Origin of the sequence: Lunatimonas sp., from assembly GCF_020832325.1 — a bacterium.
GTDB lineage: Bacteria > Bacteroidota > Bacteroidia > Cytophagales > Cyclobacteriaceae > Lunatimonas.
This window is the reverse complement of sequence record NZ_JAFIEU010000029.1, coordinates 1-22,254: the sequence shown is the minus strand read 5'-3', so window position 1 is coordinate 22,254 and position 22,254 is coordinate 1. Positions and strand designations below refer to the sequence as shown.

Annotated in this window: 25 protein-coding genes and 2 pseudogenes; 19 read left to right on the top strand and 8 right to left on the bottom strand. The window is 42.9% G+C overall.

The window, feature by feature from the left end; all coding sequences use genetic code 11:
* Positions 1 to 8: 8 nt before the first annotated feature.
* From JJU34_RS10980 to JJU34_RS10965, 4 genes are all read right to left on the bottom strand, one after another.
* Complete coding sequence (locus JJU34_RS10980; protein ID WP_228692406.1) at positions 9 to 1,439, bottom strand: porin; 1,431 nt, start codon at positions 1,437 to 1,439, stop codon at positions 9 to 11.
* Positions 1,440 to 1,574: 135 nt separating this feature from the next.
* On the bottom strand, positions 1,575 to 1,997 hold the full coding sequence (locus tag JJU34_RS10975) for a helix-turn-helix domain-containing protein (RefSeq protein ID WP_228692405.1): 423 nt from the start codon (positions 1,995 to 1,997) through the stop codon (positions 1,575 to 1,577).
* 93 nt (positions 1,998 to 2,090) lie between these two features.
* Positions 2,091 to 2,825 (bottom strand): ZIP family metal transporter, encoded by a 735-nt coding sequence (locus tag JJU34_RS10970; protein WP_228692404.1) that lies wholly within the window; start codon positions 2,823 to 2,825, stop codon positions 2,091 to 2,093.
* 5 nt (positions 2,826 to 2,830) lie between these two features.
* Positions 2,831 to 3,892 (bottom strand): FAD:protein FMN transferase, encoded by a 1,062-nt coding sequence (locus JJU34_RS10965; protein WP_228692403.1) that lies wholly within the window; start codon positions 3,890 to 3,892, stop codon positions 2,831 to 2,833.
* A gap of 301 nt (positions 3,893 to 4,193) precedes the next feature.
* Between JJU34_RS10965 and JJU34_RS10960 the strand changes: the two genes are divergently transcribed.
* The 3 genes from JJU34_RS10960 (at position 4,194) to JJU34_RS10950 (ending at position 6,509) form a co-directional block, all read left to right on the top strand.
* Positions 4,194 to 5,042 (top strand): DUF4349 domain-containing protein, encoded by an 849-nt coding sequence (locus JJU34_RS10960; protein ID WP_228692402.1) that lies wholly within the window; start codon positions 4,194 to 4,196, stop codon positions 5,040 to 5,042.
* A gap of 260 nt (positions 5,043 to 5,302) precedes the next feature.
* Positions 5,303 to 5,743 (top strand): DUF2147 domain-containing protein, encoded by a 441-nt coding sequence (locus tag JJU34_RS10955; protein WP_366512697.1) that lies wholly within the window; start codon positions 5,303 to 5,305, stop codon positions 5,741 to 5,743.
* Between the two features lie 136 nt (positions 5,744 to 5,879).
* On the top strand, positions 5,880 to 6,509 hold the full coding sequence (locus JJU34_RS10950) for a DUF1801 domain-containing protein (protein ID WP_228692401.1): 630 nt from the start codon (positions 5,880 to 5,882) through the stop codon (positions 6,507 to 6,509).
* On the opposite strand, the gene JJU34_RS10945 is transcribed toward JJU34_RS10950, so the two are convergent.
* Positions 6,495 to 7,208 (bottom strand): DJ-1/PfpI family protein, encoded by a 714-nt coding sequence (locus tag JJU34_RS10945; RefSeq protein ID WP_228692400.1) that lies wholly within the window; start codon positions 7,206 to 7,208, stop codon positions 6,495 to 6,497. The two genes, JJU34_RS10950 and JJU34_RS10945, sit on opposite strands and share 15 nt — an antisense overlap.
* 295 nt (positions 7,209 to 7,503) lie before the next feature.
* Here JJU34_RS10945 and JJU34_RS10940 point away from each other — a divergent pair, with 295 nt between their 5' ends.
* The 7 genes and pseudogenes from JJU34_RS10940 (at position 7,504) to JJU34_RS10915 (ending at position 10,980) form a co-directional block, all read left to right on the top strand.
* Positions 7,504 to 7,971: an SRPBCC domain-containing protein gene (locus tag JJU34_RS10940; RefSeq protein ID WP_228692399.1), complete on the top strand. Its 468-nt coding sequence runs from the start codon at positions 7,504 to 7,506 to the stop codon at positions 7,969 to 7,971.
* An 80-nt stretch (positions 7,972 to 8,051) separates the two neighbouring features.
* Positions 8,052 to 8,402, top strand: a pseudogene (locus JJU34_RS10935) (DUF6624 domain-containing protein); the annotation flags it as partial.
* A gap of 50 nt (positions 8,403 to 8,452) precedes the next feature.
* Complete coding sequence (locus JJU34_RS10930; RefSeq protein WP_228692397.1) at positions 8,453 to 8,854, top strand: DUF1801 domain-containing protein; 402 nt, start codon at positions 8,453 to 8,455, stop codon at positions 8,852 to 8,854.
* Positions 8,855 to 8,977: 123 nt separating this feature from the next.
* Entirely contained in the window at positions 8,978 to 9,343 is a 366-nt protein-coding gene (locus JJU34_RS21820; RefSeq protein WP_366512696.1) for a four helix bundle protein, read from the top strand.
* A 107-nt stretch (positions 9,344 to 9,450) separates the two neighbouring features.
* Entirely contained in the window at positions 9,451 to 9,855 is a 405-nt protein-coding gene (locus JJU34_RS10925) for a VOC family protein (protein ID WP_228692396.1), read from the top strand.
* A 230-nt stretch (positions 9,856 to 10,085) separates the two neighbouring features.
* Complete coding sequence (locus JJU34_RS10920) at positions 10,086 to 10,487, top strand: VOC family protein (protein ID WP_228692395.1); 402 nt, start codon at positions 10,086 to 10,088, stop codon at positions 10,485 to 10,487.
* Positions 10,488 to 10,566: 79 nt separating this feature from the next.
* Complete coding sequence (locus tag JJU34_RS10915) at positions 10,567 to 10,980, top strand: VOC family protein (RefSeq protein ID WP_228692394.1); 414 nt, start codon at positions 10,567 to 10,569, stop codon at positions 10,978 to 10,980.
* Between the two features lie 92 nt (positions 10,981 to 11,072).
* Here JJU34_RS10915 and JJU34_RS10910 read toward each other — a convergent pair whose 3' ends face one another.
* Positions 11,073 to 12,923, bottom strand: coding sequence for a ChbG/HpnK family deacetylase (locus JJU34_RS10910; protein WP_228692393.1), 1,851 nt, complete (start codon positions 12,921 to 12,923; stop codon positions 11,073 to 11,075).
* Between the two features lie 458 nt (positions 12,924 to 13,381).
* Here JJU34_RS10910 and JJU34_RS10905 point away from each other — a divergent pair.
* A pseudogene (locus JJU34_RS10905) lies at positions 13,382 to 13,730 on the top strand (type II toxin-antitoxin system RelE/ParE family toxin).
* Positions 13,731 to 13,734: 4 nt separating this feature from the next.
* Positions 13,735 to 14,034 carry a helix-turn-helix transcriptional regulator gene (locus tag JJU34_RS10900; RefSeq protein WP_228692392.1) on the top strand — a complete coding sequence of 100 codons (300 nt, stop codon included), beginning with the start codon at positions 13,735 to 13,737 and terminating at the stop codon, positions 14,032 to 14,034.
* A gap of 102 nt (positions 14,035 to 14,136) precedes the next feature.
* On the opposite strand, the gene JJU34_RS21815 is transcribed toward JJU34_RS10900, so the two are convergent.
* Positions 14,137 to 14,262, bottom strand: a complete 126-nt coding sequence (locus JJU34_RS21815; RefSeq protein ID WP_366512699.1) for a hypothetical protein — start codon at positions 14,260 to 14,262, stop codon at positions 14,137 to 14,139.
* A 17-nt stretch (positions 14,263 to 14,279) separates the two neighbouring features.
* Positions 14,280 to 14,423: a hypothetical protein gene (locus tag JJU34_RS10895; protein WP_228692391.1), complete on the bottom strand. Its 144-nt coding sequence runs from the start codon at positions 14,421 to 14,423 to the stop codon at positions 14,280 to 14,282.
* A gap of 418 nt (positions 14,424 to 14,841) precedes the next feature.
* Between JJU34_RS10895 and JJU34_RS10890 the strand changes: the two genes are divergently transcribed.
* The 7 genes from JJU34_RS10890 (at position 14,842) to JJU34_RS10860 (ending at position 22,132) form a co-directional block, all read left to right on the top strand.
* The gene (locus JJU34_RS10890) at positions 14,842 to 15,753 is read left to right on the top strand and encodes a hypothetical protein (RefSeq protein WP_228692390.1); all 912 of its coding nucleotides are present in this window, start codon (positions 14,842 to 14,844) and stop codon (positions 15,751 to 15,753) included.
* Positions 15,754 to 15,854: 101 nt separating this feature from the next.
* A complete protein-coding gene (locus tag JJU34_RS10885) occupies positions 15,855 to 16,100 on the top strand; it encodes a hypothetical protein (protein ID WP_228692389.1) in 246 nt (81 codons plus the stop codon).
* Positions 16,101 to 17,639: a hypothetical protein gene (locus JJU34_RS10880; RefSeq protein ID WP_228692388.1), complete on the top strand. Its 1,539-nt coding sequence runs from the start codon at positions 16,101 to 16,103 to the stop codon at positions 17,637 to 17,639.
* Positions 17,640 to 17,649: 10 nt separating this feature from the next.
* Positions 17,650 to 18,591 (top strand): hypothetical protein, encoded by a 942-nt coding sequence (locus JJU34_RS10875; protein WP_228692387.1) that lies wholly within the window; start codon positions 17,650 to 17,652, stop codon positions 18,589 to 18,591.
* Between the two features lie 11 nt (positions 18,592 to 18,602).
* Positions 18,603 to 21,137 (top strand): Hsp70 family protein, encoded by a 2,535-nt coding sequence (locus tag JJU34_RS10870; RefSeq protein WP_228692386.1) that lies wholly within the window; start codon positions 18,603 to 18,605, stop codon positions 21,135 to 21,137.
* 11 nt (positions 21,138 to 21,148) lie between these two features.
* Entirely contained in the window at positions 21,149 to 21,808 is a 660-nt protein-coding gene (locus JJU34_RS10865; RefSeq protein WP_228692385.1) for a hypothetical protein, read from the top strand.
* On the top strand, positions 21,809 to 22,132 hold the full coding sequence (locus tag JJU34_RS10860; protein WP_228692384.1) for a hypothetical protein: 324 nt from the start codon (positions 21,809 to 21,811) through the stop codon (positions 22,130 to 22,132).
* The last annotated feature ends 122 nt before the right edge of the window (positions 22,133 to 22,254 follow it).

Genomic DNA, 22,254 nt, shown 5'->3' with positions numbered 1-22,254 from the left:
TGTTGGAGTTATAAGAATATTTGGGTTTGCAGGATCAGTTCTCCCGCGGTTCCGTTTTTTCGATAATTTTCAAATACCGGCCGTTGGCTGTATTGGAGGGTGATTTTTGCCTGATGGCTATTGATGAAATAATTCATGCCTAGATCAAATTGATGTGTTGATTGCTCAAAGTAGTCAAAGTTTTTGATGGTGTAGGCACCAAAGGGCTGAAGTCTGCCCTTGTCTTCACCCAGAACCTTTTCGGGCAGCAGGTAACCGGCCTGTGTATACCAGATTTTTCCCGTGCCGATGGTGGGTTGGGCATTGCCGGGGCCGTTTTGGGAGCTGCCCGCACCCATGCCTACGTTCATCACGCCCACATTTCGGATATAGTTTGGGCCGAAGTCGTAATTATAATACACCGAGTAGACCGTAAGCGCTGTGCCACTGACTTTGTTAACTGGCACATCCAAGAAGGCATCTAGGGCCATCAACCGTATGTCGTGGCGTGTTAGGTTACCGGAACTGTCACGGGAGGAGGTGGCCCCGGGATGGTGGTGCCAGCCCCCGCCCAGGTTCAATACCGACTTTGTCCCCAAATAGGTGCCCACAAAGTACGGTAATTTATTGTTTTCTTTATCCAAAAATTGATAAGCGAGATATCCCTGGGAGGCCCAGTTGTCATTGATGGTGTTAGCGGCGATCGGCCGTTGGGTAGTTTCTTCAAAGGAGCCTCCGCTGCCCACGGAATAGGGTTTGTTGTATGCCAAGCGGTAGTCTATTTTGCCGACCTGTCCCTTTGCATAGAAGCCAAACTGTCGTCCAAACTGATCGGTGAGATCAATCAGTGGCCAGTTGAATATGGGAGCGTCCAAGGTCATAAAATTGAGCGTGCTGGCACTGGTCATTCGAGAGATTCCATTCCAATAGTGTAATCCCATGCCCCAATAGAGTTGATCGGTGATCTTGTATTCTGTCCAAATATCGTGGAAGAACAATGCGGGTTTCTTACTGCTTACCAGGATATTTTCGTCCGGTGAAATGGCCTGGGCGTTGCCTGTAAACCCACCCGCCGGAATGCCTCCATTGGTAAAGGTTTGGTTATTGATGCCCCAGTGCGTCAGGATAAGGAATTTTGGCGATATCTCCGCATAGGCCAGTACCCTGGCACGCCGCAGTCCCACATCCGAAGACCTTCCGGCCAGATTGCCTTCTACGCCCTGAGTTCCGGGGTTGTTCTGGGTCGCCCGTGCCCACAGTTGATTCCAGAAGAGAAAGCGGATGTATTTGCTGCCGTCTTCGGTGAGTTTCAGCGTAAGGGGCCGGTAGGTGTGGTCTACAAATTCCCGCTGGGCGATGGTTGGGCCCGACTCCAGGGTCAGGGTGTCCTGGGCTTGGCTACTGGCGGGGAGCTTCCAGTAGAGCAAGAGTGTTAGCAGTGTATAATGAATTGATTTCATGATTATTCCGGGTTGACTTAACCTCTCGCCGGGCCCTGGCGATTTGCGGAATCTAAAGTGGGGATTAGAATGGAAAAGAAAAAAACGGATATATTTATTTGTAAACTTGCAATAGCTACCCCATATTATTTGGGATTACCGGTGTTTAAACCGTTCCCATTGAATGATCATGTATTTGTCTCCCAGTTCGGTAACCAGCATGCTGGAGTCTTTCAGATTACTATTCTTACTCATAAAGTTCACTAGCTCAGTATGGTTAAATACTTTGTAGGTGGGCCTGTAATCGTAGTTTTCCGGCGCCTTGATGCGGTATTGCCGTACCCAATTCATGACGGAAACATGTGACACACCCAATATTCTTTCGATTTCTCGGTAGCTGACTCCCTCAATATATAGCTGAAGGGCTTTGACCACATAGTATTTGTCGATGGCTTTCCCCTGCTTTTGCACGGTAAAGTGGTACCCGCAGTTTTTGCATCGAAACCGCTGTTTTCCGTTTATTATACCGCTTTTTACTACTTTGGAGGAATCACATTTGGGACAAGAGGTGTCTTTCATAAGGGTTCATAGGATGATGTATACTAAATTAGCGAATATATACCAATTTAGCAACAAAAGTAAAAAAATGGGAAATTTGGGAGCTTTTCGCTATTAAACGATGAACTCGGTCAGGATAGCCAATGCCGAGGCGGCAATGATAATGAGTAGTTTGTGGAGTTGGAAGCGGTGCTGTGGACTGCTTTCGAAGAAAATCGTGGTGGAGATGTGCAGGAATCCACCTGCTACCAACCCAAAGAGGATGTTGACAGCTTGCTGCCCGATCACTGCATGGGTATAAAGCCAATCGGTAGATAGTAGTCCCAGGGGAGAGGCCAGTGCAAACAGCACCAACAAGGCAAAGCTTTGCCGTTTGCTCAGCCGCGTCAGCAGCACCGCCACCAATGCAAAGGCCTCGGGCATCTTGTGCAGAATGATCCCGATCAGCAGGGTTTCGCTGCCATGGTGGTGGTGTAGCAGGGTGGGTTGCTTGGAAAGCAAGGTTCCCTCCAGGAACGCGTGTAAAAAAAGTCCCATCATCAATGTCCACACACTGTTTTGCAATCCGGGACTCGCATGGTGGTGAATATGCCCATGTTCTATGCCCGAAGACATGAAGTTAAGCACTTGCTGCAGGAGAAAGCCCAGCAAGATAAACAGGCCCATGTGATAGGCCGATTCGTGGTCCGCAAAGAGTTCGGGAAGCAGGTGTAAGATGGTGATGGAAAACAGGTAAGCTCCGGCAAAGATCAAGGCCAGTTTAAAGTCTTTTTCCTGCCACCGGGGCAACAGTAGGGCCAGTGAACCGGCAATAAGGGCAGAAGCAAAAAGTATGGCGGCATGAAGCATGGCGTCTACGGGTTTCTTTGGGGAAAGGAAAGGTAGGGTTTGAGGCCTTCGCTGGCGTAGGATTGGAGCTTACCTTCCCCGTCGTTGTAGATGAGGAAGATTTCCAGTCCGGGGACTTTTTGTTGCAGGGCGATGGAGGCCTCTGTACCCACCACCATCATGGCCGTGGCATAGGCATCGGCCGTCATGCAGTCATCGGCCAACACCGTAGCACTAAGTAAGCCATGCACCACCGGGTATCCCGTAAAGGGGCTGATGGTGTGGGACAGCTTTTGACCATCCTGCTCGTAGAAGTTGCGGTAATTGCCGGAGGTGGCCATCCCTTTGTTGTCCAGGGCCACAATGCTGTAGAGCTCATTGGCCTGTCCTTCCTCATCGGGTTGGGTGATGCCCACTTTCCAGATTTCGCCGGCGTCGTTCGTGCCTTTGGCCACCAGTTCGCCTCCGATTTCTACCAGGTAATGGGCAATGCCCCTTTCGGAAAGGTATTGGGCTACTACATCGACACCATAGCCCTTAGCGATGGCGCTGAAGTCCAGGTACAGGTCAGACTGAAGTTTGACAACGGCATGTTGATCGAATTGCACCTTGTCAAAGCCTACCCGCTGTAGAAGTTGTTGAATTCCCAAACTATCTTTGCGTTCGGCACCTTCAGGCCCAAAGCCCCAAGTGTTCACCAGCGGACCTACTGTGGGGTCAAAGGCGCCGTCGGTGGCTTCGAAAACCTCCTTACTTACGGATAGTACCGGATAGAAATAAGGCAGCTCAAATACCAGTGTATCAGAGCGGTTGAATCGGCTAATTTCAGAATCCGGAATATAGGTAGAAAGCGATTGGTTGAATACGTTGAGTAGGGAATCGATACCGTCCTGCAGGTCACGCCGCTGTTCGTCCAGGTAGACGATGCGGTAGGAGGTGCCCATGGTGGTGCCGGAAAGGACTGTTTTGGTGTCAGTGTTTCCGGATTTGGTAGGGAGGGGTTGATTTTGCCGGTACAGGTATACCAAAAACATCACAAGGAGCAGTACAATGCTATAAATGATATTTTTCAGGGCGTTCTTGTTCATTATATGCTGCGTAGACTAAGTTTTGCGAAAGTTAACGCTATTTTTTCAATTGAGGGGTGTCCAGCACCTTAGATTGCGGAAAAGGGAGGCACCTGCCTACATGATGAAACCGATAATACATAGGGAATAGAAGCAGCCTTGCAGCCATAAAATTAGGAGACGTCGCAAATCAGATCGGTATTTTGAAAGTTTTGAAAGAGATATGGTGAAATCTACGCAAAAAGCGTCGTATTTTTACTAATTAGTCCGCTCCTCCATCGAGGGGTACGGTTTTCGATCAGGTTTATTACATATGAACGGTATGGCCACTAGCACGTTTTTTTCACTCATTTTCCTTGCGATGGCGTGTTCTTCGCCGGACGGACGTCTGATGGACCTGGGTCATCCTGACCGGGAATTCGAAGAAATGCTGGATATACCGATCACCGAACAGCCTCCTCCACCCATGGAGGGAGCCAAGGTAGAAGAGACACCTAGCGAAAAGATAATCCGCCGCGGAGGGATCGATTTCCGCTCACGGGACCTGGAGGAAGATTATAGGAAGCTAAAAAACCTTTTGCCGACCTTCCAGGCCTTTGCCGAAAATGAAAATAAGTCTGCTTCCGTCCACCAAAAGGCCTATAACCTGACGATTCGCGTACCTTCCGAGCAGTTTGACACGCTGATGTCTGCGATTTCGGGTCTTGCCTTTCGGCTCGATAATCGGTATAGCAACCGGGAGGATATAACGGGCAATTATTATGACCTGCAATCCCGCATCAAAAACAAAAAGGCACTGGAAGAGCGATACCTTGAATTGCTTAAGCAGGCTACCAATGTAAAGGATATGTTGGAAATCGAACGTGCCCTGAATGAAATCAGGACAGAGATAGACCGAATGGAGGGCCGGTTCGTCGTCCTTGGCAATCAGGTCGCTCTCAGTACGCTGCATGTCTACTTATACGAAAACCTTTCACCGGGTTTGACGCCTGTGCTTGACGAGGGGGTAGGCCAAAGCATTTTGCTCGCATTGACTAAGGGTTGGCAGGGTTTTGTCCTGTTTCTCCTATGGCTGGTGCGTATATGGCCCTTTTTGATAATCGGAGGTGTAGCGGTGTTTTTTTGGCGGCGCCGAAGGCAGAGAGTCAAGGGTAATTCCCCTAGTCAATAGGACTGTCAAAAGCCCGAAGCCTGCCATTCCCCTTTAGTTTCAGGTAGTAGCAACCTAGAAGCGGCATAATCAATGGGCCTTTTTCTTCATTGCATCCAAATGATTTGCCCTTCGCAGAGGTTTTATGCGTTTCCTTTAGCGCATTTCATTTCGGCTCGTTTACTTATGGGGTTTGGCCTAGATCTAAACAATTTAGGGCTATAAACCGTACAATGTATTGTTTAAGTTTAATTTAAAAACTGATAAAATACAAATAAGGTATGACGATGCGATTGATTTCTATGTTTTTTATAGCCCTTGTTTTTCAAGTTTCCAAGGTGAATGCCCAACGCCCAGACGATATCGTAGGTCAGTGGTATACCACCGAAAGGGATGCCAAGGTGGAGATATTCAAGGAGCGGGGCAAGTACCATGGAAAGGTTGTTTGGATGGATGAACCCGAGACCAACGGCAAACCTAAGGTGGATGAGAACAACGCCGACAAGGCAAAAAGGGATCGGCCAATTCTTGGTATGCGGTTGTTGAGTGATTTTAGTTATGAAGACGGCAAATGGGAGGATGGCACGATCTACGATCCCAGAAACGGCAAAACCTATTCCTGCACCATCAAGAAAAAAGATGCTTCCACCCTGGAAGTAAGGGGTTATGTAGGTGTTTCCCTGATAGGTAGGACGGTGGAGTGGACCAAGGCCAACCAATAAGGGACCTTTTGCCTAGCAGGCGGATGTAGGTAGAAACAGGATTTGTGTAATCAAGTACCGATCATCGGCAAAGGATGCGTATCTTGTGGGTGCATTTTACCTACAATTTCTTTCTTGGCCAATTAACCCTTTACTCATGAATAGGAATCTGAATCCACTGGTAGATCGGTATTTGATAGATGGGTGCATGCGTTGCAAATACGGGGGGACTCCCCAGTGCAAGGTGCTCAACTGGACAGCGGAACTGGAGGAACTCCGGCAGATCGTGTTGCAAACCGGGTTGACTGAGGAAATCAAGTGGGGTGTGCCGGTATATACCCTAAACGGGAAAAACATCGTTAATGTCAGTGCCCTCAAGGAATCTGCCAATATCGGGTTTTTTAAGGGGGCCGTCCTGAAGGATCCCCACCAACTATTGGAGCAGCAGGGGAACATTCAGGCGGCCCGGTTGATACGTTTTACCGACGTGCAGCGAATCCGAGAATTATCAGACATTTTGAAATCCTATGTAATGGAAGCTATCGCGGTGGAGGAAAGCGGCCAGAAGGTAGAAACGGTCAGGAATCCCGAACCCGTTCCCGAGGAGTTGGAAAGGGCCTTTGTGGAGGATGCGGCATTCAAGAAGGCGTTTTACGCGCTGACACCCGGTAGGCAACGGGGGTATGTCATCCATTTTTCCCAGCCCAAACAATCGGCGACCAGATTGAGCCGGATTGAGAAATACCGGCAGCGGATTTTAGACGGTGTGGGACTACACGACAGGTAAGGGGGTACTAAATTTGGATTCGATGTACTGCTGCACCTGTATCACCAGTTCATCGGCATGGTTTCGCTGTCCTTTGAAAATGATAAACGGAGACTGGGATTGCCGTCCCAAATCCACCTGAAAGATCTTGGAACAATACACCGCACACTCCCGGCCTACCATCTTTTCGATCAGATACAAAATCAAGTTGACAGAGGAAAACGCACCGCCTCCGGTGTAAAGCCCATCGTGGTCGGTTAGGATTTTTTCCGAAACCAGGTTGACCTTTGGAAACAACGATTTAAAGGCATCACCTGCTTTCCAGTGGGTCACGCAGTCTCTGTCGTCCAGCAACCCCGTCCGGGCCAGAATAAATGCCCCCATGCATAGACTCACGATTTCTGCACCTTTTTGCCGTTGGGAGCGTATCCATGGAATAAATTCCATGTTTTTTCTTAAGGCGTCTTCCAGTGGCGACTGAACTGGCGGAATGATGATCAGGTCGGTTTCTCCCAAGTGGGAAATCTGATTTTGGGCCGTAATGGAAAAAAGTCCCTTGTTCACTGTAACTCTGTTTTGAGCCCCCACCACCTCGACTTCAAACATCAGATCCATTCCTTTTTGAAGGAGGAATTGATTGGCTTCCAGCAACCCCTGCCGTGCGTTGTCAAGGCCCGCAAGATTGACCTGCTCTAGAAGTAGAATGGATACGTGTTTCATCTGTCTATAATTGATTTTTAATGGTCAGATGGAATCCCTGCCTGCGGCAGGCAGGTCGCATGTAGCATAGTAATCCCAGTGTGTGTCGCTTGCGTCATGCTCGATTTCATACACCAATAATAGGCAGTTTATTTGTCGTATTCAACCCTTTATATTGTCGTTTTTGCCACATGTAACTTTTTTCTTATTGGCTAACTTTGTAGTATATTTGGATTAAGGGTTCTATTGGAAAGTCATTTGCGGTTAGTTATAGGAAAGACCAAAGGTTTTTTTGGATCACTAAAATTAGAAATAAATGGAAAGGCTAACGTTTTCAATCATGATCAATGCCCCTAGGGAAAAAGTTTGGGATACCATGTTGGGTGATGAAACCTACCGAAAATGGACGGAAGTATTTATGCCGGGGTCTTACTTTGTTGGAGATTGGAGCCAAGGGAGTAAAATCCTGTTTTTGGCCCCTGATGGCAAAGGGAACAACTCCGGGATGGTGAGTAGGATCAAGGCCAACAGGTTACATGAATTTATATCTATAGAACATTTGGGTTTTATAGAAAACGGTATAGAAGATACTAGCAGCGAAGCCGTTAAGGCGTGGGCTGGCGCGTTTGAAAATTACACCCTCAAAGCATCGGATGGCTCAACAGAGGTTTTGGTGGAATTGGATACCACCGAAGAGCACAAGGAGATGTTTGAAAGTACCTGGAATGATGCGCTCAAAATACTCAAGACCCTATCTGAAGGATCTAACGGAAAATTTAGCTAGACTCCACCAGGAGAGGAGCTCCAATAGCATTTCAATTTCAACATGGATATACATTGCGCTGCTGAAAATATAATTTCACTGAAAAATGCTTGGTTCTGATGCAAATGGAAGTGAAACAAACACTGCATGAATTGAGGCAAAAGGCGTATTTAACTGACCGTATAGCGGTATTTGAAGGAAAACCACAGCAATACGGAACCCAATTCGATTGGGATGACGATGGGCTTTTAAGCCCAAGTCCCTTTGATGATTTGGAAAAGGTGAATGAAAGACGATGGTATATCGGTCTAAATTCGCTGGAAGAGCAGACAGCAGTAAGTCGAAATCAGGCTAGAATTGATAATCAAACTCCACCAACCAACTTAAAAGCAAGAAGAAGGGAGATCGATTTCTGGAAGGAGAAGGTGGGATGGATTAGAGAATCAAGTTGAGCTGGATTCTGAAAGAGAATTGCAATCAGAAATCCAAAATCCCATAAAGTATGAACCAAGAAGTCCAAGCTTATAACGATTCTCAGTCAGCTATATATCGTGAGGTTTGCAAAACCCTATCAGAAATTATCGATAAGGAATTGCCCTTAGCCGAAAGCAAAATCTGGCACCGGCATCCGGTTTGGTTTCTGGACGGAAACCCTACTGTAGGGTACAGCATCCAAAAACATGGAGTACGACTGATGTTTTGGAGCGGGGCAGATTTTGGGGAACAGGGGCTGAACGTGGTTGGTAAGAAATTCAAGGATGCCTCCATCTTCTATCAACAGGTATCTGAAATCGACCAAGAGGATTTGGTTCGATGGTTGGAGAAGTCCAAAGCCATCCAATGGGATTATAAGAATATTGTCAAGAGGAAAGGGGAGTTGGTGAGGTTGAGGTGTAAGGAATAAGGAAATAGGAATAAGGGATTAGGTATAAGGAATAAGTCACAAAGAGGAAGAAAAAGGGGCGATAATGGATGCAGTTTTCACGAGGTGTATTGTGTAATGAGGTGCATATAAAAGCTGAGAAGTATGGGAATTCAACGATTTGAGGACATAATTGGTTGGCAGAGGGCGCAAGATTTGGCCGTGGATATTTATGGTATTTTCCAGCATTCGAAGGATTTCGGGTTTCGGGATCAGATTTGTCGCGCTGCGGTTTCTGTATCCAATAACATTGCGGAAGGTTTTGATCGAAGTTCAGATTCGGATTTTTGCCGATTCCTGTACATAGCAATTGCTTCGTGTAGTGAAGTGAAGTCCATGGTTTATCTTGCCCAAAGGTTAGGATATATCACGGATGACCAAACCCAGACTTTGGTGAGAAAATCGGAAGAGGTAGCCAAAATACTTAGAGGTTTAATTAAATCCCTCAGTTTAATGAACTATCCCCGATGAGGAAGGAAATGCCATCCCAAAAGTCTAATCAACCATCGGCTTACACAATTCACTTACTCCTTAGACCTAATGACTGAGACCAAATGATCAACTAAACCCAACCCATAATGATACAATCCATTTATGTAAACCTTCCTGTAGAAGACCTACAGCGATCCAGAGACTTTTGGACTAAGCTTGGATTTTCGTTCAATGAAGCATTTTGTGACGAAAAGGCCCTTTGCCTGATGCTGAACGAAGGTAGCATCTGTGCCATGCTCCTTAAAAGAGAGTTCTTCGCCACCTTCACCAATAGAGCCGTGGCAGATCACAGTACCACGCAGGTTTTGTTGGCCATAGCAGTGGAAAGTCGCCAACAGGTGGATGATATGGTCCGAACGGCCCTGGAAAACGGAGCCACCCGCTATAGGGAAGCGCAGGATCACGGCTGGATGTATTATGACAGCATTGCCGACCCTGATGGGCACCAATGGGAAATAATGTACAGTGATCCTAACCAACTACCAACCTGATATGAAAGCGGAGAAAATAGTTATATCTACGCATGTAAACGCCAAAATCGAAAATTACAGCAAAATGGCTGGCAGGCTATCTTGAACAATTTCAAAAAGTATGCGGAAACCCAATAATCCTCCTTTCCAACAATATCAGGAATTGTCAGGATTTCAAAATATGTCAATGAGCAATAAATATCAATAAGTGTCCAATATCCATAAATATCTCGAATCCAAAATTCAAAAAAATGGATGTTTCAACCTATAAACCCTCAGGGTACAATTCTGCTTCCCCCTACTTCATCCTAGAGGACGCAGACAGATTTGTGGCATTGATGCAACAGATTTTTGATGCCAAAATGCTCCGGGAGTATCGGATGCCGGATGGCAGCATGATGCATGCCGAACTGCAGATTGACGATTCGGTCATCATGTTGGGCAATGCCTCCGACAGGTTCCCTGCGGTTCCTATTGTGATGCATGTGTATGTGCCTGATGTGGATAAAACCTGGGAAAAGGTTTTAGCAGCAGGCTGCGAAGCAGTAGAAACACCCAAAGAAAGGGGAGACGATCCTGACAGAAGGGCCACCTTTAAGGATTATGCGGGAAATATGTGGTCCATCGGGACGCAGTTGGAAAGCAATACCTAGCAATAATGTTAATTTCATACTATCCATAAATATCTTGTCCGCCGAGGCGGATCGAATATCAATTAATATCCATTTAACCATGAAAAACCCAGCACAACCCTACCTACATTTCCAGGACAACTGCAAGGAAGCCATGCAGTTTTACCAGGAATTATTTGGCGGAGACCTTGAAATCATGCCCATCGGAGCATCTCCAGCCAAGGAACATTTTCCGGAAGACCTCCACAACCAAATTCTCCACGCCAGCCTAAGCAACGGTAACTTCAAATTTATGGCCTCCGATATGTGTGGCCAAGGTGATTTGGTGCAAGGCAATTCGGTTCAATTAAGCCTGGATTGCGATTCCAAAGAAGAAATAGATCATCTATACGAAAAACTTTCCGAAGGGGGAACCGTGGTACAAAAACTCGAGCCCCAGTTCTGGGGAGCGCTGTTCGCCATGGTTATAGATAAGTTTGGCGTGCGTTGGATGCTGTCTTTGGAGAATCCTTGATAATGTGTAGTTAAACCTTCCAGGTTTTGGAGGATAGAAAGCATTTTCCTTCATGTTAGCAAGTAGCTTCTTACGTAATGGAAGCGCTACGATTACTCAAACGCCGGCAGCAAATGCTCCCAGATCAGGTTAAGCTCGGCCTGCATGTTTTGGATGTGGGCCGTAGTGACGATCACGGCGTTCTTTTCGGGCAGTATCAACACAAACTGTCCGTTGGCCCCATCGGCCCGGTAGGAGTTGTACCGGCTTTGCCAAAGCTGGTAGCCGTAGCCCTGCAGCCAGTCGGAATCCTTGGCTTCCACTTTCAGGTTCTCTTTTTTCTGACCTGCGGGAAGGGAGGGTACTTGGGCCGAACTGGCTTCTTCAATCCAAGCGGAGGGCAGCAGTTGCTTCCCGTTCCATTCCCCTTTTTGTAGGTAAAAAAGGCCCAGCTTGGCCATGTCCTCGGTTTTTACCTGTAGACCCCATCCACCCACATCCAATCCCTGTGGGTTTTGGTCCCAGGTGGTGCCTACGATACCCAAGGGCCGCAACAGTCTGGGCTGTAAATAATCCAACAAACGCTCTCCGGTGACCTGATGTAATATGGCGGAAAGCATAAAAGTGGCCAGGCTATTGTAGACGTATTGGGTGCCTGGCGGATGCACCACCGGAAAGGCCAAAAAGGCCTCTACCCAATCGGCATCCTGATTTTCCCGGATCGTCCGGGTAGGATCCACGTCATGCCCGGCGGTCATGGTCAGCAAGTGCCGTATCTCCATGGCCTGCAGGTGGGGACTGATCTCCGCCGGCAACTTATCCGGAAAGAAGGAGATGACCTTATCGCCTACATTCAAAAGCCCCTCCTGAACGGCAAAGCCAATCGCCGTGGCGGTAAAGGTCTTGCTGACCGAAAAGAGGGCATGGGGCTTGTTTGCGGCATGGTCCCCAAACCATCGTTCAAAGACCACCTGGCCATTCCGGAGGATCATCAGGCTGTGCAGGTCTTGATTGGCTGCCTGTACCGCTTGGAGGTAGTTCGAAATGGACTCGGGACGAACCTTTTCCGCCTCCGGATCAGACCGGGGCAGTGCTTTGATGGCCGTGATGAAGTTGATCAGTTCAACCCCGTTGTTTGCCACCGCCTCTTTTACCTTTTCGCTGGTCCAGGTATCGGTGACCCCCTGTCGGTCTGCGGCCACGTCTTCGTAGCCGATATGGCCGACGCCCTGCATCTCCAGGTTGTCATAGGAGGGGTGGTCTACAAATTGATAGGATCTGCCCGATTCCAGTTTTTCCAGCATGCGGATAAAGGACGCTTCCTTTTCGGAGGAGCTGCCTTTGGGTCCTTCGTAGCTGACTCCGGAGATCCCCAATCCCTGCATAACCTCCCGACTCATCACGGGCAGGTCGTATTCTTCTGATAGCCGGGAGACCATTTTTGCCACCTCGGGATCAAAGCCCGTGGAGCCCATGTGTCCGGAAAGGTGGCTGACCGGGGGTACCTGCTTTAGGGTCAGCTCGATCTGTGCCCGGAACTCCCGTTCGATTTCTTCCAGTTTCCAGGCCCTTTCGGTGATGGCCAGTCCGGGGTAGTTTTGGTGGGGCCAGATCATGGGCAGGAAATAGCCATCTGCATCCGTGAGGCTGGGGCAGGGAGTCAGCGGCCGCCATTTGATGCCGTCCCACTCGCTGGTCAGCACAAGGTGTAGGCCCACGTCCACGCCGGTATGTTTGCGGAGCAACTGCACCGCCTCCGGAAACCAGGGCGTGACCACCATCAGTTCGATGGAAGTTTCGATCCCCTTTTCAAAGGTTTCTATGCTGGCCAGGTTTGCCGAGCGGGAGGAGCCCATGTCGTCGCCTCTGACGATCAATCGGGGGCCGGGAAGTTCCTGCGCGTAGGAAAGCGTGGCAAAGAGGGTGAAGAAAAGGAGAGAGAGGCGTTTTAGGAAATGCTGCATGGTGGCTACGGTTGGGTTGCTTAAAAATAGCAAATTTTCGGGTAGGTTGAGCACATGGCGCAAAAAGCAGGTAAGCGCGGTACGAAGAAAATTCGTTCCTAATGGCTTAATCTTTATAAAATAGTATTTAATCGTAATATAAGGTAAAATAGTTGATTAAAAACACCCTGAATGGGGTATTTTTTTATTTGGTGTAAAGCCTTATCTTTAGAACTGAGCAAACCCGGCATTAGAGATCTGAAGCTTTCGGATGGGATAGACGAAATCTTACTATAGGTGTATCGATCAATTCACTCACCTGTTGAGGAAAGGAATTTTTAAAGCCAACCATACCGGATCAATCCGACAAGCTAGACGTTAGCTGGGTCTGGAAGATACAGAGCAATAAGAAAGTTGGAGTGGGTTAAAAGAACGTCCCACTTTTGGAAAATGTTATCCTTTGAGATAACTTTGTGGATATGGTAAGAAAGATAATTTTTTATGAAAACCACTTCATAGCGTTTTACCAAAACCAGAATGAAAAGGTCAAGAGTAAGATTCAGTATGTTTTTGAACTGATCAAGTAAGTGGAAAGGGTGCCCGAGAAGTTTCTCAAGCATCTTGAAGGAACTGAAGGGTTATTTGAAGTGAGAGTGGAATACCAATCAAACCTTTTCAGTCCCGATAGCTATCGGGATCTGCTGCTTTGATGAAGGAAAGTAGGTAGTTCTTTTCAATGGATTTCAAAAGAAGACTCAGAACACCCCGAAGAAAGAAATAGAGAAAGCGGAAAGATTAATGAAGGAATATTTTCAAACAAAGAAATAAGGATATGAAAGATTATAGCAAAGTCAAGACATTCGATGAATTGATTGAACTGGAACACGGCAAGATTGGAAGTGAAAGCAGGAATAAGTATGAAGAGAATGCCCAGATGTTCATCATCAGTGCAATGCTAAAAGAAGCTAGGAAGGAAGCAAATTTGACCCAGGAACAATTGGCTGAAAAGGCAGGAACAAAGAAGAGTTATATCTCAAAACTAGAAAATGGAAAAGGGAATATCCAGTTATCGACATTGATCCGGATTTTTGAACAAGGATTGAATAAAAGAATTGGGTTTACATTCCTGTAAGCACTCGAAAGGGATAACGCACGCTAACATCACCTTGGATCCAGCTTGCCTTCTGTAGGCGGGCGGTTCCGAGTAAATGGAAAGATTAGTATCTTTAAGGCGTTAGGAGTAGGCTGGAAGAGAACGTTTCCAAATTCCTGCCTCTCCAAGCTGAATATCATTGCGGAGCAGCTGGGCGGCTTCGGGAAACCAGGGCGTTATCACCATCAGTTCGATGGATGTTTCGATTCCTTTTTCGAAGGCTTCTATGCTGGCCAGGTTGGCCGAGCGGAGGAGCCCATGTCGTCGCCCCGGACTATCAATCGGGGTCCGGGTACCTGCTGTGCCTGGGAGAGCGCGGCAAAGAGGGTGAAGAAAAGGAGGGAGAGGCGTTTTAGGAAATGCTGCATGACGGCTACGGTTGGGTTGGTTATAAAAATAGCAAATTTTCGGGTAGGTTGGGAAAATGCCACAAAAAGCAGGTAGGCACGGTACCAAGAAAATTCGTTTATATTGGCTTAATCTTTATATTATATTATTTAATCATGCTATAAGTTAAAATAGGTACTTAAAATTACCCCGATCAGGGTATTTTTATATTTAGGGTAAAGCCTTATCTTTAGAACTGAGCAAACCCGGCATTAGAGATCTGATGCTTTCGGATGGGATAGACGAAATCTTACTATAGGTGTTTCGATCAATTCACTCACCTGTTGAGGAAAGGAATTTTTAAAGCAAACCATACCGGATCAATCCGACAAGCTAGACGTTAGCAGGGTATGGAAAATCCAGAGCAATAGGAAAGTTATGCACAAATAATCAATAAAAATGACAGCTAATCAAGGAAGAAATGTTCAGGCAATTATCCAAACTATTGCAATTTTATTGGGAAATACAGTTGGAATTTGGTTATCCTATTTTCTAATACAGTTTTTTTTCAAGGGAATAAACCCTGATATTACTTATCCAGGTTTTAGATCATTCTTATTAGATGGAACTTTATTGGTCGTAACTTTTTCTTTTTTAACTACCATTATTATTTCAATGACAAACATAATTAAATTCAATTTCTACAATATTTCGGCTGCTATAGTACTGTTATTTTCGTCAATAATTTACTCAAGATTTATAGGACTAGGAAGTACATTAGGAAGTGGACATTTACTGGACGCTTGGTATATGTGGACCCCCTTTATAATTGCGACAATTTTATTGTTTTTTTCACTTAAAAATCAAAAATCTGTATTCCGAAGACACTCCTGGCTTAAAGGTGCAAAAAATGACGATTTTGATTATTCTGTTTTTTTATCTTTTGCCATAGCAGGAAATAAAACAAAGAAACAGAGAGAAGATTTAAACAATGATATTAAAAAACTTGAATCTAAACTGGAAGAAATTGGTTATAAGCCGAACTTTAACGCATCTAATTACTTTTCCGATGAACATGAATACCAACCACCGGAAATTGCAGCGAGAGAAGACTTCAATGCAATTGAAAAATGTAGAAACTTCCTATTTTATTACCCAGAAAAAGTACCAACAAGTGCTCTAATTGAACTCGGGTATGCATTAAGAGATAGAGATAACATAATAATATGCTCAAAAGATAAGCACACTTTACCTTTCTTAGCTCGCGGTTTAGGTGATCTTAGTGAAAACGTAAAATTAATTGAATGCGAAACAATTGATAGGCTGATTAAAATTCTTGAAGAAAACCATGAAACATACCTAAGAAAGTAATCTGTGCATAACACGTGATATGAGATCAGACTTGCTATCTCTGCGTCTGCTCGATATCACGGAACCGGTACCCGCAAGCTTAAAAAACGAACTGCGTAAAAATGAACGACAGAAATAAAAAGAAAATAAGGACAGAAAAAGTGAATATTCAGACAGCCGACCCAAAAGCCAACGCTTCTGTATGTTTATTTTTGCCCACCGCACATTTTTTTAAAACAATTTTAACCAACCGCACAAATGGCACATTTGCAAAACAGCACAAGGCAACCCACAGCCCAAGTATTGCAAAAGAGCCATTTTTTGCCAACGCTCGACAAAACCATTTGAATACTATAAATAAGATGTAAATGAAACTGATTCAAGACAACCCATATAGAATTGCGGGCATTCTTGCTAACTCTTCTGAAAAAGAACTGCAAAAGCAGAAAAGTAAAATCACCAAGTATGCAAGTATTGGCAAACAAGTTGAATCTGAACTCGATTTCCCATTTTTTGAAAATGTTGACCGTTCAGAAAGCTCCATCACAAAAGCTTTTTCAGGAATAGAGCAAAACCAAGATAAAGTAAGTCATTCTTTGTTTTGGTTTCTTAAAGCCAACACATTTGATGAAACTGCAATTAACTACCTAATAAATGGAGACAAAGAAAAGGCAGTCGAGATTTGGGATAAAATCACCTATGGTAAAGAAGTAACCTCAAAAAACTTCTCTTGCTTCAATAATATCGGAACATTGAAATTACTTGGAGAATCTAAACAAGAACTACAAGAAGGAATAGAAGCCAAAATCAAACTGATTGAATCACCCACTTTTGAAAACTTCGTCCATACAGTAGCCGACCAAACATATACAATTGACAATCAAAAGCAAACTGAAAAGTTTGTAGATGACATACTTAAACAAATCAAAGGAAAGTATTCTAGTGCCGACACTTTGAAACTATTTAGTAATTGCAATGGAACTACACAAAAATATCTGTCTCAAAAATTCACAGAAGAACCGCTACACAAGATTGAAAGCCAAATAGACAGTTGCAAAAAGAAACGTAAAGAGAATAAAGGTAATGCATATGAGTTTGGTTTAAAACTATATACAAATACCAAAGACGATTTAACATTACTAAAATCTATACTTGGCACCAACGATTTAAAATACAAGGCACTTGCAGACCAATTAGCAAATGAAATAATGCAATGTGGTATCGATTATTTCAATGAAAGTCAGGAAAATAATTCTTGTGACAATTATCTTGAATCTTCTCAGAAGCTTACCAAATTAGCTGACTCAATTGCTGTGGGGAAAATGGCAAAAGACCGAGCAAAAGATAGTCTTGCAACCCTTGAAGATATGAAAGACCGAGAGATAAACAAGGCTATTGCTATTTTAAGTTCTATTAAATTGGCTTACGAAAAGGCTATAAGCGAAATTGATGCCCAATTAGCTAGCATGCGAATGACAATGTCCTACAATCAAACCATCAACTATTCAAAAGTTGATAAATTGAAGGCAGAATGTTTGAATTGGGATAAAGTTGTTGAAGTTGTAAGTGATGGAATAAGTGTAAATGACGTTGAAATAATACAACGTTGCTCAAATCCAAGCAAAGTTTCTGAATATAAAAATCTAGTTGATTTTCTGATTGGTAAATTAGGCTTTGCTCAAACGAACAGGGTAAAGTATTTGGCTTATTGGATTAAAAATGACACTCTTGCCAGTGCCCAACTTACAGCTAAGTCATTGCCATCTTGGGCTAAATGGGCAGGCGGCATTGCTGTCTTATTACTTCTTGTAGGTTTAATTTGGGGTGAAGAAGGATTGGAAGTTGTCTTTAGCATTGCCGGTATCCTAGGGGTTCTATTTTTTATTGGATGGTTAAGAAGCTTATAAAATTTAAAAAATGAATAAAATAATACTAATGGTGGCCTTGTTAGGCTCTTCAAATCTTTTTGCTCAAACGCAATCAGACAGTTTGTTGATTAAACAAATTCCAGCTATTCAAAAAACCATTGAAAAGCAAAAGCAAGAAATTGACGGTTTAACATCAAAAGTCAACAGTCAGCAAACGACTATAAACCAGCAACGAAATTCTATCAACGGTTTGAACGGTAAAGCCGTCACACTTGAAAATACGGTTGACAGTTTAAGTAGCCTGATCGAAACAAACCGAAGCAATATCAATACAATTGCGGACGATTTAGGTACTAAAATTCAAGAAACAGGACAACAAGCAGAGACCAGAATTTCTGAATTGGGTGGTGACGTTGAGAAAAACCGATTGTATTGGATTATTGCCACGTTAGTAACGTTACTTCTCGGTGCATTGATGTATTTGTTCTTGGGTAAGCGGATAAAGTCAAGTCAAACTGACATAGAAACACAAATTAGAAATACCAAAAAATCATTGGAAGAAGAAAGTCTAAAGCTTGACAATAAGCTAATTGATGTTCTTGAAACCCAATTGAAAGTTCAACAAGAAGAATCTAAAAGCCAACCAATTACGACAAACGACAAAGCAGACCATTCACTTGCGCTAAAAGTTGCTGATGAAATCGTAAGGATGCAAAAGAACATTTCAAGAATGGATGCAGATATAAAAGGTCTAAAACCATTGGAAAAGGGAATTGAGCGTATTCAGGCAAATTTCGCAGCCAACGGCTACGAAATGGTGAATTTACTGAATAATGAATATGACGAAAGAATGAATATTGATGTTATCAACTTTGTAGAAGATGACACCTTAGAATCAGGCAAAAAAATAATTTCTAAAATCATAAAACCGCAAGTAAACTTTAATGGCATCTTGATTCAAAGAGCACAGGTTGAAGTTTCTCAAAATTAAATTTTTACACAATGGCAAGAACAAAAATTGACTACGGAATTGACTTGGGAACAACCAACTCGGCAATTTCAAGAATGGAAAAGGGAAATGTTGAAATTATTAAAGCGCTTCCAGACAGAAAAAAAGAGACAACTCCTTCTTGTGTTTCATTTAGAAACAATGGAAGTATTTTAGTAGGTGACCCAGCATATGCCAACTATAGATCTGAAAGTCTAAAATCACTCTCAGGAAATAAATCTCTCAACTCCTTTGTTGAGTTTAAAAGAACAATGGGAACCGACAAAAGATTTTCTGTTTCAAATGTCAATAAAGAATTTTCTTCCGAGGAGCTTTCAGCAGAAGTATTAAAAAGGCTAAAAGAATATGTTCAAGATGAAAATATTAATGCAGCCGTAATTACTGTTCCTGCTGCATTTAAAAACAACCAAATAGATGCTACAAGAAGAGCAGGAAAGCTAGCGGGGTTTGACCACGTTGAAGTTCTTCAAGAACCAGTTGCAGCATCAATGGCTTATGGTCTTGACAGTAAAAAGAAAGATGGTTTTTGGTTAGTTTTTGACTTTGGTGGTGGAACTTTTGATGCTGCATTACTCAAAGTTGAAGATGGAATAATGAAAGTAATTGACACAGAAGGAGACAATTACTTAGGCGGAAAGAATTTAGATTATGCTATCGTTGACCAACTTATAATACCTCACATCCAAGAAAGATTTTCAATTGATGATTTGCTTTCTGATGACATCAAGAAAGAAGAGTATAGAAGCGGATTAAAGTTTTTCGCAGAAGAAATAAAAAACAACCTTTCATTCAATCAATCACACAATATATATGTTGACCCAGGTGAATGTGGAGAAGATGATGAAGGTGAAGAAATAGAAATTGACATTACAGTTACACAGGAACAACTTAGAAATGTCCTTGCTCCAATTTTTCAAAAAGCAATTGATTGTAGTTTAACTCTTACAAAAAGGAATAACCTTAAAGGAAGTTCTTTGGATTCACTCATTTTGGTGGGTGGTCCGACTTTATCACCTACATTAAGGGAAATGCTAGAAAAGCAAATTTGCAAACCTGACACAAGCGTTGACCCTATGACAGTTGTTTCAAAAGGTGCTGCATTATATGCTTCTACTGTTGAATTGTCAGAAGAAATCAAAGAGCAAACCAGAGACAAAACAAAAATCCAGCTTGAAATTGGTCACGAAGCATCAACCGTTGAAACAGAAGAATTTGTAACGCTTAAAATATTAGAAGATAAAACTGAAGGAGAAATACCCGATAAAGTTTTTGCTGAAATCAAAAGGGGCGACAACGCTTGGTCAAGTGGTAAAATCGAAATCAATGCAATTGGTGAAGTAATTGATGTCCAATTGAATGAAGGGAAAACCAATGTTTTCACAGTTACCCTTTATGATGACAAAGGTAACTTGCTAGAAAGTGAGCCTAATTCATTTAGTGTAATTCAAGGTTTAGGGGGAATAGGATCTATGCAAACATTGCCCTACAATTTTGGAATAGAGATAAAACAAAAATTAACAGGAAAGATTGTTTTTTCTTTAATTCCAGGCTTGGAACGAAACAAATCTCTTCCGTTAATTGGGATAAAAAACGGGCTGAAAACACAAAAACAAATTAGGCCAGGGATGGAATCTGATTTCATCAAGATACCACTTTATCAGGGTGAACATGCTTCTGAAGGTACTAGAGCTATTTATAACGAACACGTTTATGACATATTAATTAGCGGGACAGACTTACCCGCTCTATTACCTGAAAATAGCGATGTTGATTTGACAGTTAAAATTGATAAATCACAAGAAGTTACTATTCAAGCTTATTTCCCATATTTAGATTATACTGAAGAAATAAAAGTTCTAACCGATACGGTTCAATCCGTTGATACAAAATGGCTTTCAAATGAAATTAGAAAGGCAAAAGGAGCTGTTTCAGAACTGAAAATAGACGGAAATCATTCTGATGATGCAAAGCTGAAAAAAGCAGAATCCGAGTTAGAAACAATCGAAAAATCTTTTGAAAATAATAAGAATGATGTTGACGGAAAACAGGAAGTTCTGACTAATCTTCGGAAAACTCTCAAAACCATTGACGAACTTAACGAAACAACAGAATGGCCAAAATTAGAAGGCGAATTAAAAGAAGAATATTACAGACTTGTAAAAGCTAATAAGGAACTTGGTAACGAAAAAACAACACAGGTTGTAGATCAAATAAAAAATCAATTAGAAGAAGTTATCAAGGTTAAAGATGTAAAACTTGGTAATGTTCTACTAGATGAAATTAACAGCATTTTTATCCAATTAACATTCATTTATCAATTGATTGGTTTTATAAGAAGACATAATCTAAACTTTGGTTCTTACAGATGGAGAGACCCAAATAAAGCAAGAACACTTTTAAATCAAGGATTGCAAAAAATCGGAGAAAGTCCTGATGTTGATGAACTGCATCCAATTGTAATTGCCGTGATTGACTGTTTGGAGCCAGTAGATAGACCTAGTGGTGATGATTCGGTATTAATTGGTTAAAAGTTAATAATATGAAAGCAAAATTCTTTATCCCAATCATTCTATTATCCTTTGTCCTTGCTTCATGCGAATCAGAAGAAGAAAGACAAAGGCGATTAGCAAGAAAAGAGCAACAAAGGATAGAACTTGAAGAAAGGCGTAAGGCTGAAGAAACGGAACGTGTTTTCAAGTTGGAGCAAGAGCGAATAGCAGAAGAGACTAAACGTGAACAGGAAAGACAAGAAAAAGCAATCTATGATAGGTATATCAATAATTCCCTTTCTTCAGGATCAGCTCCTTATGCTTATTGTTTTGGTTCAAATAAATCATGCTCTGATTGGGGTTGCTCAGAGATAAAAGTTAGGGCTTCTAATAATTCGGATGTTTTAGTCACTATCAAAAAAGATGATGTGGTTGTAAGGCATGCTTATATTAGAGCTGGAGGCAATTTTACTTTCCAATTACCCAACGGAACTTATCAGCCATTCTTTTATTATGGAAAGGGTTGGAACCCGGAAAAGATAATGAAGCAAACTAAATGTGGCACCTTAAAGGGAGGCTTTATTGATGAAGAGGTATTTGGTAAAGATGGTCCACAAATCCTATCTAATGATATCCTCACTTATGAATTAGTACTTCAAAAAAGTGGGAATTTCAGTACTAAGCCAAGTAATGTAAATGAAGCTTTTTAAATGAATAATATAAAAAACATATTAACCAAAGGTCAGGTCATTGATGACAAGTATACCGTTACTTTCTTTTTAAAAAAAGGGAGTTATGCAGAGTCATATCGTGTAAAAGACAAAGAGAAGACGACAAAACTTTTAAAACTCTTTTCTTACTCAAAATTGCATAGAACACAATTTGATCAAAATGGTGATGTGCTTGAAATTGAAATTTTGAAAAAGTTGAAGCATCCGAATATTGTAAAGTTTGAAGATAGTGGTAATCTATTAATAGAAACCCAAAAATATGCTTATGCCATATTGGATTTTATTACTACTTTACTAAGTTAAACTAGCCATCGTTTTTGTAATACCGGTCGATGTCTCTTTTACGTTTTTTATGTCTGGTTTTCATTTGGTTGAGCTTTCTTTCAAAATCCTCCGGGCAGCCAAAGAGCAACACGACCATCAAT